Raw genomic sequence first — 12,864 nt, forward strand, 5'->3', positions numbered from 1 at the left:
GTCACCGATCACCAGGAACGAGAACCGGTCCGGGTCGTCGCGCCGCATCACCTTGCCGACCGGGACGCGCACGGGGCTGCCCGAGAAGGCCGCCCGGACACCCTCCGGGCCCATGCCCGCGGTGCCCTCCAGTACCTGGACGACCGCCAGGTCGCGGTCGGCGTCCAGGACCACGCCGTGGCGGAGTTCGCCCGAGGCGAGGGTGATGCGAACGTACTCGTCCCAGCCGATCCCGCTCACGCCTTCGACGATCGCGAGCGGCCCCCGCAGTTCACGTATCGACGTGTACTCGATCCCACCGGTCAGGCTCATGGCCGCACATCCTCCAACCTGGCGAGCATGGCGTCCCGCCGCGCTGCCACTCCGGCGGCGTCCTGCGGGCCGGTGTCCTCGCGGGCGCGCAGCAGCGGCCCGAAGTCGACCTCCTCGACCGAGGCCGCCGGGACGCCGGAGTCCACCAGCTCGCGGCAGCGGTCGGCGACCGCGAGGACGGCGTCGGCCAGCGCGGCCGTCTTCTCCGGCCCGCAGAACGCGTCCCGCTCCGACAGGGCGCTCTGCTGCAGCACGCCCTCGCGGACCAGCCTCCCGGCCAGCACGCTGATCCGCTCCCGCGCGGGCAGGGCGGCGATGCCGATCAGGTCGACGAGGTCGGCCAGCCGGTCGGCCTCCGCCAGCACCGCTCCCACCCGGTCGCGGCGCCGGGTCCATGCCGGGTCGCCGGCTGCCCGGTGTCCGGCGGCGAGGACCGGCACGTCCCGGGAGAAGGACCCCGCCCAGGAAACCGCCGGGTAGTGGCGGGCGTAGGCGAGGTCGCGGTCCAGGGTCCACAGGCAGCGGACGAAGCGTTCGGTGTGCGCGGTCACCGGTTCCGTCATGTCGCCGCCGGGTGGTGACACCGCGCCGATCACCGTCACCGATCCCCGGTCGCCTCCGAGCGTGGTCACGGCCGCGGCCCGTTCGTAGAAGGCCGCGATGGCGGAGGCCAGCCCGGCCGGGTAGCCCTCCTCGGCCGGCAGCGCGCCGGTGCGGGAGGCGAACTCGCGCAGCGCCTCGGCCCACCGGGAGGTCGAGTCGGCGATGACCACCACGTCGAGGCCCATGTCCCGGAAGTACTCGGCGACCGTCATCCCCGTGTAGACGCTCGCCTCGCGGGCCATCATCGGCATGTTGGAGGTGTTGGCGATCGTCACGGTGCGGTCCGCGAGGCGTCCGCCCGTGCGCGGGTCCTCAAGCTCCGCCAGTTCGGTGATGACGTCCGCCATCTCGTTGCCGCGCTCCCCGCAGCCGACGTAGACGATGACGTCCGCGTCGCACCACTTGGCGATCTGCTGCAGGAGCATCGTCTTGCCGGTGCCGAAGCCGCCGGGCACCGCCACCGTGCTGCCACGCGCCACGGGGAAGAGCAGGTCGATCACCCGCTGGCCGGTGTTCAGGGCCTCGTGGCTGTCGACGCGCTCCCGCACCGGACGCGGCCGGCGCACAGGCCACAGGGCGCCGACCGTCACCTCGGTTCCGCCCACCACAGCCACCACGGCGTCCCGTGGGTGGTCCCCGGCCCCGGCGACCTCCTCGACCGTGCCCCCGCCGCCCGGCGGCACGAGGACCTTCACCCGCAGGGACCCCGCGTCGCGGACCTCTCCGAGCACCTGCCCCTCGGCCACCTGCTCGCCCCGCGCCACGAAAGGGCGGAAGGACCAGGTCCGGTCCTCAGCCGTGTTGCGTTGCGCGCCGGGCAACAGCCAGTCGCCGGCACCGGACAGGGGGCGCAGCAGACCATCGAAGACTCCACCGAGCAGTCCGGGGCCGAGGCGGACCGACAACGGACGGCCCTGGGGCAGCGCCGTCTGTCCCGGAGCAAGGCCGCCGGTGTACTCGTACGCCTGGACGGTGACCACGTGTCCACTGATGGCCACGATCTCTCCGGGCAACCGGGCGGGGCCTATCGAGACCAGGTCGTACATCGCGATGCCGCCCGTGTACTCCATCTCCACGAGCGGTCCGGTGACGCGCAGGATCCGGGAGACCGATTGCCGGTCAGTCTGTCGCTGACGTGTCCCGGAGTCTTTCGTCACGGCTTCCACAGGCTTCGCACCTCCCCTCTCATGCGGTCCACCGCGCGGTCGGCCAGCGTGGTCAGCGAGAGGTCGACCCACCTCCCCGGAGCTCGGGCCACCACGCCCCCGTCGGGGTGCTCGCTGATTTCGGCTGCGGAACCGAGGAGGACACGAGCCCGCTGTTCCAGCCACGCCCGTAGGGAGGCGTAGCCATTGGTCCCGCGCAGGGCGCGGACCCGCTCGGCGGTCTCGTGGCGCAACTGCTGGTACGCCTCCCGGCGAGCGGCGAGCGTGCGGGACCTGGCGTCCCGCCGGGCCCTGACGAGAAGGTCCCGGGCGGCGTCCGAGCCGTCGGCCTCGCCCTGCCGCCGGGCCTCGTCGAGGATGGCCCGAGCCTCGGCGCGAGCCTGGTCGAGCCGTGCTGCGGCCTCCCGCTCGGCCTGGGCCAGGAGCGTCTCCACATCGGCGTGAGCTGCCCGCAACAGCCCCGCCCGGACCGGCGAGAGCGCGTCTGTCGTCTGCTCGGGTGCCGGGGTCGTCATGGCGGCATCACGGCGGTCAGCGGGCGGCGGCCACCGGGCGTTGCGGGGTCCGGCTCCAGTGCCTCGGCCGCGGCGGGTGTGAGGATCACCAGGTCGATGCCGTCCGGCAGGCTGCGCCAGACCCGGCGGACGGTCTCTGCGTTGTCGGCGACCAGGACGACCGCCCCGGCAAGGGCCAGGCCCAAGACCCTGGACCGCTCTCCGAGGGCGGCGACGCGGCCCATGGTCATGCCTTCCCGATGAGGATGACCGCGACGACCAGCCCGTAGATGGCGATGCCCTCGGCCAGGCCGACGATGACCATGGCCCGGCCGAAGAGTTCGGGCCGTTCGCTGAGTGCCGCGAGGGCCGCCGCGCCGGTGTAGGCGACGGCGATGCCCGCGCCGATCGTCGCCCCGGCCACCGCGATCGCGGCTCCGATCAGGGCGGCCGATCCGGAGCCGGAGTCCTGCGCCGCCGTGGTCGCGGCCTGCGCGGATCCACTGCCGAGTGCCAGGGTCAGCACCACGGTGGCCGCCACCAGCAGCACGGCGTCCGCGGCGACCATCCACCACAGGGCTGTCCGGCCCGAGCGCCGCAGCACAAGGCGTACGGCCACGAATCCCGCCACGATGACGGGCAGGGCAAAGAACCAGGTGATCACGATGACTCCTTCCTCGCCGGGCCTGATCGGACGGTCTCCTCCGGTGCGGGCGGCCCGGCGGCGTCCGGCCCGCTGACGTACTGCACGGGCAGATGCCAGGGCCGGAAGGGGCGGCCCTCGCCCTCGAAGAGCCGGGAGAACAGTTCGTAGAACTCCAGCCGGAGTGCCTGGACACCGGCCACCAGCGCCTCCAGTGAGAAGGCGACGGCGTTGCCGATGAGGAACACCAGCAGCGCGGCGACCACGCCGACCGGGCCCCGGCCCGCCAGAGCCGTCGTGCCGTCCCAGACGATCGCGCCGAGCGCGGCATGGGTGAGGCCGAAGGCAGCGAGCCGCGCGAAGGACACGACGTTGGAGCCGATCCGGACCACCGCGTCGAAGAGCTGAATGCCGGTCTGCACAGCACCGCCCGGCCCGCCCGCCGTCCTCGCGTACAGTCCCGTCCCTGCCAGAGCCAGTCCCACGACGGCGATCACGGCACCCAGGACGCCGTACGCCACCTGACCGAGCCACACATACCCCGCGCCGACGGCCAGACCGAGATAGAGCGCAGCGCCGGCGATTCCTGTCGTCGCGTACAAGGCAGACGCAGGTCCGCCCTCCCGCCACCTGTTCACGATCCCCGCAGCGTAGGCACCACCGAGCAGTACGGCGCCGAGCCCGACGGCGACGGCCAGCAGCAGCATGGGCTCCTCCAGCGGCTCCAGCCACAGCACGGGGAGCACCCCGGTCGGGCCGAAGAACTCGCCGTACGCCACCCCGGCCACGGTGGCGGCAAGCCCGGCACCGGCGACGAAGGGCCACAGCGGGCGCAACGCAGTCAACCGGCGCGGCCGTCCCGCCCGCAGCAGGAGCGCGAGGGCGACCAGCAGCAGCCCGTGCCCGGCATCACCGAACATCAGGCCGAACATCACCACGTAGATGATTCCGGCCGCCATGGTGGGGTCGAGGTCGGCGTAGGGCACGGTTCCGTACGTGGTGACGAGAGGCGTGAAGGAACGGCGCACGGGCGTCGCCGTGTACGCCGGAGATGCGGTGTCCGCTCCGGCCAGCAAGGTCGGCGGATCGACACCGCGCGGAGCCCGCAGGGGCACCAGCGCGCCCCCGGCACCGGCGATGCGCGCCGCCGTGGCGCCTACCTCCGTCTCCGGACACCAGCCGGCCAGGGCCGCCACCTCACCGTGCCGGACCGCGCTGCCGACCCGTTCCTCCAACTGCGCCTCGCCTGCCAGCAGGTCGGCCCGGCCCTCGCGCTCCAGGACGTCCAGATCGGGGGGAGCCCCGCAGAGCACCGGTTGTGCCGACTCGGCGCGCAGCCGCTGCAGGCGCGTCGCCGCCGGTCCGCGGACCTCCGGCCCGCCGTCCCCGGCAAGGTCTACCTCGACGCAGCCCGACTCGGCGATTCGCACCAGACTTTCCCGCAGCGCCTGCTCGGGGGCCACGATGGCCACCCTGCGCATCCGGACCGGGACCGCCGCCTCAGCGCGGAGCATCGAGCACCTCCGCCGACCAGTCCCCGGGGCCACCGCCCCGGGCGGCGAGTTCCAGCGCCCCGCGGGTCCGCCACGCATCGACGGACAGCAGCGCCACAGCCCCGACCACCGGCTGGGGACCGAAGTGGGACCGGCGCAGCAGTTCCCGGCCGTCCCGCTCGACCGCGTTCCACCATCGTGCCTCCGCCCGCCACAGGTCCGCCGCCTCGTCGACGTCGTCCAGCAGCCACCTCGCGGTGGTCGGCAGCGCCTGCCGGAAATCGGCGTACGATCTCGCCCCCACCGCGCGCGGGCCGAGCAGACGAGCCGCCCGGCTGACGGACACGTCCGGCAGCCGGCGTCCGACGACGAACACCTCGCGGGCGAACAACAGGGCGAGTCGGGCCGCCGCCCAGGGCGCCGCGTCGGGAACGGCGGTGGCGAGCCGTATGGCGGCGGAGACGCGCATACCGGTGGCGACCGCGGCCGGGGATTCGTCCCCGGGGTCGCCCCAGACGGAAGCGGCCAGCGCGGCACGCAGCTCAGTCGGCGTACGGGTGTGGGCGAGCCTTGTCCAGGCGGTCGCCAGGGCGCCAAGGCGGTAGGGCGGCAGGCGTCTTGTGTCCAAGTCCGGTGCGCGGGCCGAGGCGGTGCGCGGGTCCTCGGCCGAGAGGGGCCGCAGATGGTGTCGGGCGTTGGAGATCTCGAACCCGGCGGCGAGCGCCCGGATGGCGTCGGCGCCGGTGGCCGGCTGCCAGCCGGCGAGGACCCGGAGATGCCACAGCAGCGTCGCCGAGACCGCGCGCTGGGCCTCGGCCGGCGTCGCGCCCGGGCTGACACCGTGCCCCGGGCTGACACCGTGCCGGTAGGGAGTGGCCGCCAAGTAGCGCAGGGCATCATCGAGGGTGTGGGACGCTGCCACGTCCCTGATGCCCTCCGCGCCCAGGCACCTGGTCCGCAGAGCCCGTGCCCGGGTCACGCCGGCCACCCATCCGGCGCTCATCAAAGGTCGCCTTCCTGGGGGTGCCCCCGTTCGGGAGCCTGGCGTCCCTGCTCCGCTTCGAGGTCCTCCAGCACCAGCGCGAGCGCTCGATCGGCGAGCGCGGGCACACGGCTCCTGGCCCGGTCGCGTACGACGACGGCCTCACGATCCGCTTCGGCGAGCAGTGCCGCTGCCGTGCCCTCGGCCGCACGCAGCACCTGCTCGGCGGTGCGTGCGCGTACCCGGCGGGCCTCCGCACGCGCCTCGGCCACCATCGTCTCGGCCTGCCCTTCGGCTTCCTGACGGCGTGACGAGGCGTCGTCGTCGGCCTGTTCGCGTATGGCCCGGGCTTCTGCCTCCGCCTGTTCCAGCAAGGCCAGAGGCGGTGCGAGTTCCGCACGGAGCTCGGCGGAGCGGTCCGCCGGGACACCGACACCGCTCGGCGCGGCCCGGCCGGGCGAGGCAGCCGACCGGAACCGTGTCAGGAAGTCCCGGAAACCCGTCACCAACTCTCCTCGCGTCGGCCCAAGCCCCCCGCTTTCAGTCTCCCCTCCGGGCGGTGACTTGTCGTGCCGCACAGGCCCGCCTGTCCCGCCGCGGGCCACTCGGCCCGCAGGCCACGCCCCTCGATCGATGCGAAACTGGCCCCATGGGTGGACGGTGTCCCCGGGAGGCAGCCGTGAGCGACTTGGAACACAGCTCCGCGGAGAAAGAAGTCCGCCGCAGCACGCCGGGCCGCCCCTGGACACCCCAGGAAGAACCCCGCCAGGGCGCACTGGGCCGATACCTCGCAGCAGTCGCCGCGGCGGCATCGGCAAGGAGCGCCGAGGAGCCCGAGACCCTTTCCGGCACGGCGAAGTCCGGACCGCCACAGGACGCTTCCGCGCGCGGGCCCTCGGGACGGGCACCCGTCACCCTCCATGTACGGGACGTCATGCAGGTCCCGGCGGTCGCCGTCCCCGGCGACATGCCGTTCGTGGACGTGGCCCACACGCTCGCCCGCGAGCAGGCGAGCGCCCTGCCGGTGGTCGACGCCGACGACCATGTGATCGGTGTCGTCTCGGAGTCGGACCTGCTCGCCAAGGCGGCCGTCATGGCGGAACCGCGCAGGCACGGAGCAGTCGGCAGGCTGTGGCAGCACCGCCTCTACGAGAAGGGGCACGGTGACACGGCGGCCACGTTGATGACCTTCCCGCCGGTCACCGCCCATCCGGCGGAACGAGTGGCGGACGCCGCGTGGACCGCCGCCCACACGCGGTTGAAGCGGCTGCCCGTGACCGACTACCGCGGCCGGCTCGTCGGTGTGGTGACCCGGCGCGATCTGCTGCGCGCCCTGATCCGTGACGATGCGGAGATTCGGACCGAGGTCGAGTCCCTGATCGGTCAGCACCTGCTGGATCCACGCCCGGTCGCGGTCACCGTGGAGGACGGCGTGGTGACCATGGCGGGGCGGCTGGACAAGGCTGTTGCCGCTGAACTGATCGCGTCGGTGCGCGGTATCGACGACGTGGTCGGGGTCGTCGACGACACCGAAGCGTCTGAGCCGTGATCGTCCATAGATCGTCCATCTGGCGCGTTACCGCGTGTGGGAGACGAGGAAGTCGGTGCTGCCGGACAGCGTGGACAGCCGGGAGGTGTCCTCGTCCTCGATGCGCACGCCCGACCGGTCGCTGAGCACCTCGACGAAACTCAGGAAGTCCAGCGAGTCCATCTCGAGAGCGTCGCGGAATGCGTCGTCGGGCCCCAGCGCAGCGACATCGGCGTCAGGGATGACGTCGGTGATCGACGCCTTGACCAGGTCCAGTGCTTCGGTTCGGTTCACAGCTGCTCCGGGTTCTGCAGAAGACGGGTTACCGTCGTGAGGTAGCGGGCCCCGACGGCGCCGTTCGTCGCCCGGTGGTCGGCCGAGAGGGTCGCTGTGACCGCGGGGCGCACGCCCAGCAGCCCGTCGACGGCGCACGGCCGGTCGACCACCCGCCCGAAGCCGACCAGGGCCACCTGCGGCGGGTAGATCACGCCGAAGACCGTCTCCACGCCCTGATCGCCGAGATTGGTGACCGTGATCGTGGCGTCGGACACCTCGGACCCCCGCAGCCTGCCCGTGCGGGCCCGGGTGACCAGGTCCTTCAGGGCGGCCATCAGCAGGGGGAGCTCCAGGGCGTCGGCGTCATGCAGGGCGGGGGCGACAAGCCCGCCGCCACGCAGGGACACGGCCACGCCGAGATGTACGCCCTCGCCACCCGTGAAGTGGCCATCGGTCCAGAAGCCGTTGAGTTCTGGGACCTCCCGCGCCGCCAGGGCCGCCGCCTTGAGCAGCAGGGCCGCGGGGAGCAGCCGTTCACCGACCGGGCTGCGCCGGTTGTGCTCGTGCAGCCAGTTTGTCGCGGCGGCCATGTCCACGGTGGTGGAGAGGTAGTAGTGGGGGATGTCCCGGTTGGCGCGGCTCATCAAGCCGGCGATCGCCTGGCGCATGGCCGTAGTCCGGTCTTCGGACGGGCCTGGGGCAGAAGGGTGTACGGGGGAAGGGCGTGCGGGTGCGGCGGCCGCAGGCGCGGGCGGGGACAGGGCTGATGGGCCGGGCGCTGCCCGGCGTACGTCCGATGCCCGGACGGCCGACTGCCTGCCCGTCCCTGTCACTGTGGCGACGTCGACGCCCAGTTCGGCAGCGAGCCGCCGGGCGAGGGGGGTGGCCCGTACACGCTGTGGTTCGGTACTGGATCGGGCGGCTGCCGCGTGTTCGACGTCGGTTCGGGTGACGCGTCCACCGGGCCCGGAGCCGTGCAGCGCCTCCAGGTCGACGCCGCTCTGTTGTGCGAGGCGCCGGGCCAAGGGGCCGGCCTCGATGTGTCCGGGCAGCCGAGCGGCGGAGGGTGGCGACACCGGGACCGGGACGGGCTCAGGCTGTGGGGAGGGGCGCTCGGAGGGCTCGGGGATCTCGGTGGGCTCGCTGGGCTCGGCGGGCTCGGAAGGCTTGCCCTTCGTCGGTCCGTGACGGACGGTTCGTCGTTCCTCGGCCGGTCCGATCAACGCGAGCGGCGTGCCCACCGGCACCGTCGCTCCGGGCTCGACGAGCAGCTTCGTCATGGCCCCGGTTGCGAAACACTCCACCTCGATGGTCGACTTGGCGGTTTCGACGACCGCGACCGGGTCTCCCTTGTGGACGAGGTCACCGGGCCCCACGAGCCATTCCAGGAGCGTCCCCTCGTCCATGTCCGCGCCGAGGGACGGCATGGTGAACTCGGCCATGATCAGTCCACCGCCCGGTGGGCGGCCGCGACGATGTCGGCTACCTGGGGCAGAGCGGCCTCCTCCAGCCGCCGGGCGTACGGTATGGGCACCTCCGCGCTGCACACCCGCTCGACGGGTGCGTCCAGGTCGTAGAACGACTCTTCCGCGATGCGGGCGGACACTTCGGCAGCGAGGCTTCCGGTCCGCCATGCCTCGTCGATCACTACGGCACGATGGGTACGGGCCGCCGAAGCGGCGATGGCCGCGCCGTCGAGGGGACGGAGCGTGCGCAGGTCGATCACTTCGGCGCTGACGCCTTCGGCGGCCAGCTCGTCCGCCGCCGCGACGGCCTTGGGCAGTGAACCGCCGTACGTGATCAGGGAGATGTCGGTGCCGGGGCGACGGATCGCGGCGTGGTCGAGATCCACGGGGGCGGTGGACGGGAGGAGTTCACCGGAGACGCTGTAGAGGCTTCCGTGCTCGAAGATCAGCACCGGGTCGGGGTCGGCGAGCGCCGGGGCCAGCATGTGCCGTGCGTCCTCGAGGGTGGCGGGGGCGAGGACACGGATGCCGGGGATGTGGGCGTACCAGCCTTCGAGGCTGTGCGAGTGCTGGGCGCCGAGTTGCCGTCCGGCGCCCGTGGTCATGCGGATGACGAGCGGTACGGGCAGTTGGCCGCCCGACATATGCAGCAGGGTGGCGGCGTTGTTGAGGATCTGGTCGAGTGCGAGCAGGCTGAAGTTGACGGTCATGATCTCGACGACCGGCCGCATCCCGGACAGGGCGGCGCCGATGCCGGCGCCCACGAACGCGGACTCCGAGAGCGGGGTGTCGCGGACGCGTTCGGGGCCGAACTCCTCCAGCAGGCCGAGGCTGACCCCGAAGCATCCGCCGTACCGGCCCACGTCCTCGCCCATGAGGAAGACCCGGTCGTCGGAGCGCATCGCATCCCGGAGGGCCTCGCGCATCGCCTCCCGGTAGGTCGTCTTCGCCTCGTCCGTTCCGCCGGCGCCCATGGTCAACTCACCGCCTGAGTCGAGGAACTCGTGACGTGGCGGAGCAGTTGGTCCACCGGTTCCTCGGGTGCCTGTTCCGCCGCTTCGACAGCCTGGTCGATCTCGTCTGTGATGCCCTGTTCGATCCGGGCCAATTCCTTGTCGCCCAGCTCACCGTTCTCGCGCATGCGGTCCGTGAGCAGGCTGATCGGGTCCCGCTCCTTCCACTGCTCGACCTCCGCCTTGTGGCGGTACCGGTCCGGGTCGTACATCGAGTGGGCGCGGAAGCGGTAGGTGCGCAGTTCCAGGAAATGCGGCCCGGTGCCGGTCCGGATGCCTTCGACGGCCCGTCCGGCGGCGTGCTCGACGGCCTCGACGTCCATGCCGTCCACGGCCCAGGCGACCATGCCGTAGGACGCGGCGCGCATGGCCAGATCGGTCTGCGCCTCGTGCCGCTCCAGGGCTGTGCCCATGGCGTAGAGGTTGTTCTCGCAGACCAGCAGCAGGGGCAGCTTCCACAGGGCCGCCAGATTCGCGGTCTCGTGGAACTCGCCCTCGGCGAAGGCCCCGTCGCCGAAGAAGCAGCAGGTGACGTTCGGCTGTCCGCGCATATGGTCGGCGAGCGCGAGGCCGGCGGCCAGGGGGAGCCCGCCGGCGACGATCGCGTTGCCCCCGAAGAAGCGGCGGCTCGCGTCGAACAGGTGCATCGATCCGCCCCTGCCGCCGCTGCATCCCGTTGTCCTGCCGTACATCTCCGCCATGACGGCCTCGGCCGTGATACCGCGCGCCAGGGCATGACCGTGTTCGCGGTACGTGGAGACGACCGCGTCCTCGGGCGTCAGGGCTTCGTTGATGCCGACGGCGACGGCCTCCTCGCCGATGTAGAGGTGGACGAACCCGCGGATCTTCGCGGCGCTGTACAGCTCGACGCACCGCTCCTCGAAGCGCCGGATGCGCAGCATCGACGCCAGCAGATCCGTCCGGTGTCCGGTGGTCTCGCGCTCGGACGGAAGTCCGGCACCGGTCTTCCCCTTGGCCGCCCTGGTCTTCGTGCCGGACTTCGGGGGCGCCGAGTCCTTCCGCGTACGGGCGGGGCGGGCCACGCTCATGCCGTTCCCTCCAAGGTCGACAAGTCGCCCGTGGGCAGACCGAGTTCACGCGCACGCAGCACACGGCGCATGACCTTTCCGCTACGGGTCTTCGGCAGGTTCCGGTCGAACGCGATCTCCCTCGGCGCGACGGCGGGGCCCAGCTTGCGGCGGCCGAACGCCAGCAGCTCCCGCTCCAGCTCAGGGGTCGGCTCGACACCGGGACGCAGCGACACGAACGCCTTGACGACGTTCCCGGCGACCGGATCCGGCCGTCCGATCACCCCGGACTCGGCCACCGCCGGGTGCTCCATCAACGCGCTCTCCACCTCGAAGGGGCCGATCAGGTGCCCCGCCGACTTGATGACGTCGTCGGCGCGCCCCACGAACCAGTACCAGCCGTCCGCGTCCCGGCGGACCAGGTCACCCGTCAGGTACCAGCCGTCCGCGAACGCGGCCGCGTAGCGCTCCTTGTCGTGCAGATAGCCGCGGAACATCGACGGCCAGCCTGGACGCAGCGCCAACTCACCCTCGCTATTGGGGCGTTGGACTTCGGTGACTCGACCTCCGGTGACCAGCGCCCGGCCGTCCTCGCCCTGCCTCAACACCGTCGCCTCGACGCCGGGCAGCGGCCGTCCCATCGAGCCGGGACGGATCTCGCAGGCCGCGAAGTTCGCGATCATGATGCAGCCGGTCTCCGTCTGCCACCAGTTGTCGTGCACCGGCAGGCCCAGCACGTCCCGGCCCCATACGACGGCCTCCGGGTTGAGGGGTTCGCCGACGGAGGCGATGAAGCGCAGGGCCGACAGGTCGTAGGAGCGCGGCAGGTCGTACGGGCCGTGGCGGGGCGTGGCGCGCATGAGCATGCGCAGGGCCGTGGGGGCGGTGTACCAGACGGTGACCCGTTGTTCGCCGAGGATCCGGTACCAGCGCCGGGCGTCGAAGTCGCCCTCGTCGACGACCACCGTCACGCCGTGGACGAGCGGGGCGATGATCCCGTACGACATGCCGGTGACCCAGCCGGGGTCGGCAGTGCACCAGTACACGTCATCGGGGTGCAGGTCGAGCGCGTACGCGGCCGTGGCGTAGTGGGCGACCACCGCCTCGTGGACCTGGACCGCACCTTTGGGGGTGCCGGTGGTGCCGCTGGTGAAGTGCAGCAGGGCCATGTCGTCCGGCGAGGTCGGCGGGATGGCGAAGGTCGCCGGTGCGGCGGTCATCAGGTCGTCGAACGACGCGGTGCCGGGCAGGTCCTCCGCGCCGGGCCCGACGATCAGTACGTGCTTCAGCCCGGGAACCGATGCCCGGCGATCGGCGACCTTCCGCCGGTACAGGGCCGCAGTGGTGACCAGGACCTGGGCGTCGCCGAGGCGCAGCCGCTGTTCCACCGGGTCGGGGCCGAAGGCGGAGAAGAGCGGGCAGAGCACGCTGGTGTTCTTCAGCGTGCCCAGCACCGTGGTGTACAGCTCGGGGCAGCGGCCCAGCAGAGTGAACACCCGGTCCCCGTGGCCGACGCCGAGCGACCGGAGGACGTTCGCGAAGCGGGCCGTGCGGCGGGCCAGTTCCGCGTACGTCAGGGCCGAGACGGAGTCGTCCCGGGCGACGCAGCGCAGCGCGACCTTGTCCGCGTGGTCAGAGGCCGCGTGCCGGTCGACCGCCTCGTGGGCGATGTTGAGCCCGCCGCCGGGCAGCCCGGACAGTCCGGTGCGCGCGTGAGACCAGGTGAAGGCGGAGCGGGCCCGGTCGTAGTCGGTGAGACGGGGTGGGACATCCTGGCCTGGAACCGGATGGCGTCGGCCCTCTTCGGCGACTGGGCGGAGGTGCAGGCGCAGGAGCGGAACTGGGCGCGGCTGGTGTTTC

The 12,864-nt window shown here is 72.4% G+C and carries 13 protein-coding genes and 2 pseudogenes; 2 read left to right on the forward strand and 13 right to left on the reverse strand.

Translation table 11 applies throughout. The features are described from left to right. From ABZ281_RS16385 to ABZ281_RS16420, 8 genes and pseudogenes are all read right to left on the reverse strand, one after another. A pseudogene (locus ABZ281_RS16385) lies at window positions 1–312 on the reverse strand (hypothetical protein); the annotation flags it as partial. Then, the gene (locus ABZ281_RS16390) at window positions 309–2,072 is read right to left on the reverse strand and encodes a V-type ATP synthase subunit A (protein WP_356656026.1); all 1,764 of its coding nucleotides are present in this window, start codon (window positions 2,070–2,072) and stop codon (window positions 309–311) included. The gene ABZ281_RS16390 and the pseudogene ABZ281_RS16385, both read right to left, overlap by 4 nt. Continuing rightward, the gene (locus ABZ281_RS16395) at window positions 2,069–2,596 is read right to left on the reverse strand and encodes a hypothetical protein (protein ID WP_356656028.1); all 528 of its coding nucleotides are present in this window, start codon (window positions 2,594–2,596) and stop codon (window positions 2,069–2,071) included. Before ABZ281_RS16395 ends, ABZ281_RS16390 begins: the two co-directional genes overlap by 4 nt. Next, window positions 2,593–2,826: a hypothetical protein gene (locus ABZ281_RS16400; RefSeq protein WP_356656030.1), complete on the reverse strand. Its 234-nt coding sequence runs from the start codon at window positions 2,824–2,826 to the stop codon at window positions 2,593–2,595. The genes ABZ281_RS16395 and ABZ281_RS16400 overlap by 4 nt, the downstream gene beginning before the upstream one ends. Beyond that, window positions 2,823–3,239, reverse strand: coding sequence for an ATP synthase subunit C (locus ABZ281_RS16405; RefSeq protein WP_356656032.1), 417 nt, complete (start codon window positions 3,237–3,239; stop codon window positions 2,823–2,825). Before ABZ281_RS16405 ends, ABZ281_RS16400 begins: the two co-directional genes overlap by 4 nt. Beyond that, entirely contained in the window at window positions 3,236–4,732 is a 1,497-nt protein-coding gene (locus tag ABZ281_RS16410) for a V-type ATPase 116kDa subunit family protein (RefSeq protein ID WP_356656034.1), read from the reverse strand. Before ABZ281_RS16410 ends, ABZ281_RS16405 begins: the two co-directional genes overlap by 4 nt. After that, the gene (locus tag ABZ281_RS16415; protein WP_356656036.1) at window positions 4,719–5,714 is read right to left on the reverse strand and encodes a hypothetical protein; all 996 of its coding nucleotides are present in this window, start codon (window positions 5,712–5,714) and stop codon (window positions 4,719–4,721) included. The genes ABZ281_RS16410 and ABZ281_RS16415 overlap by 14 nt, the downstream gene beginning before the upstream one ends. Beyond that, window positions 5,714–6,199, reverse strand: a complete 486-nt coding sequence (locus ABZ281_RS16420) for a hypothetical protein (protein WP_356656038.1) — start codon at window positions 6,197–6,199, stop codon at window positions 5,714–5,716. The genes ABZ281_RS16415 and ABZ281_RS16420 overlap by 1 nt, the downstream gene beginning before the upstream one ends. A 173-nt stretch (window positions 6,200–6,372) precedes the next feature. Between ABZ281_RS16420 and ABZ281_RS16425 the strand changes: the two genes are divergently transcribed. Then, window positions 6,373–7,242, forward strand: a complete 870-nt coding sequence (locus tag ABZ281_RS16425; RefSeq protein ID WP_356656040.1) for a CBS domain-containing protein — start codon at window positions 6,373–6,375, stop codon at window positions 7,240–7,242. A gap of 27 nt (window positions 7,243–7,269) precedes the next feature. On the opposite strand, the gene ABZ281_RS16430 is transcribed toward ABZ281_RS16425, so the two are convergent. From ABZ281_RS16430 to acsA, 5 genes are read right to left on the reverse strand one after another with little or no spacing between them, the layout of a single operon-like run. Further along, window positions 7,270–7,515, reverse strand: a complete 246-nt coding sequence (locus ABZ281_RS16430; protein WP_356656042.1) for an acyl carrier protein — start codon at window positions 7,513–7,515, stop codon at window positions 7,270–7,272. After that, on the reverse strand, window positions 7,512–8,939 hold the full coding sequence (locus tag ABZ281_RS16435; RefSeq protein ID WP_356656044.1) for a dihydrolipoamide acetyltransferase family protein: 1,428 nt from the start codon (window positions 8,937–8,939) through the stop codon (window positions 7,512–7,514). Before ABZ281_RS16435 ends, ABZ281_RS16430 begins: the two co-directional genes overlap by 4 nt. Window positions 8,940–8,941: 2 nt before the next feature. Next, complete coding sequence (locus ABZ281_RS16440) at window positions 8,942–9,937, reverse strand: alpha-ketoacid dehydrogenase subunit beta (RefSeq protein WP_356656046.1); 996 nt, start codon at window positions 9,935–9,937, stop codon at window positions 8,942–8,944. A 2-nt stretch (window positions 9,938–9,939) separates the two neighbouring features. Then, window positions 9,940–11,025, reverse strand: a complete 1,086-nt coding sequence (gene pdhA / locus ABZ281_RS16445; RefSeq protein ID WP_356656048.1) for a pyruvate dehydrogenase (acetyl-transferring) E1 component subunit alpha — start codon at window positions 11,023–11,025, stop codon at window positions 9,940–9,942. Beyond that, window positions 11,022–12,830, reverse strand: coding sequence for an acetate--CoA ligase (gene acsA / locus ABZ281_RS16450; protein ID WP_356656050.1), 1,809 nt, complete (start codon window positions 12,828–12,830; stop codon window positions 11,022–11,024). Before acsA ends, pdhA begins: the two co-directional genes overlap by 4 nt. Between acsA and ABZ281_RS16455 the strand changes: the two are divergent. After that, window positions 12,801–12,864, forward strand: a pseudogene (locus ABZ281_RS16455) (hypothetical protein); the annotation flags it as partial. The gene acsA and the pseudogene ABZ281_RS16455 overlap by 30 nt on opposite strands.

The sequence above is a fragment of the Streptomyces sp. NPDC006265 genome (assembly GCF_040613555.1).
Lineage (GTDB): Bacteria > Actinomycetota > Actinomycetes > Streptomycetales > Streptomycetaceae > Streptomyces.

Excerpts from the sequence above, each read along its gene's own strand:
- ABZ281_RS16395 (WP_356656028.1), bottom strand. The coding sequence starts at position 2,596 with ATGACGACCCCGGCACCCGAGCAGACGACAGACGCGCTCTCGCCGGTC.
- ABZ281_RS16400 (WP_356656030.1), bottom strand. The coding sequence starts at position 2,826 with ATGACCATGGGCCGCGTCGCCGCCCTCGGAGAGCGGTCCAGGGTCTTG.
- ABZ281_RS16410 (WP_356656034.1), bottom strand. The coding sequence starts at position 4,732 with ATGCTCCGCGCTGAGGCGGCGGTCCCGGTCCGGATGCGCAGGGTGGCC.
- ABZ281_RS16415 (WP_356656036.1), bottom strand. The coding sequence starts at position 5,714 with ATGAGCGCCGGATGGGTGGCCGGCGTGACCCGGGCACGGGCTCTGCGG.
- ABZ281_RS16435 (WP_356656044.1), bottom strand. The coding sequence starts at position 8,939 with ATGGCCGAGTTCACCATGCCGTCCCTCGGCGCGGACATGGACGAGGGG.
- ABZ281_RS16440 (WP_356656046.1), bottom strand. The coding sequence starts at position 9,937 with ATGGGCGCCGGCGGAACGGACGAGGCGAAGACGACCTACCGGGAGGCG.
- pdhA (WP_356656048.1), bottom strand. The coding sequence starts at position 11,025 with ATGAGCGTGGCCCGCCCCGCCCGTACGCGGAAGGACTCGGCGCCCCCG.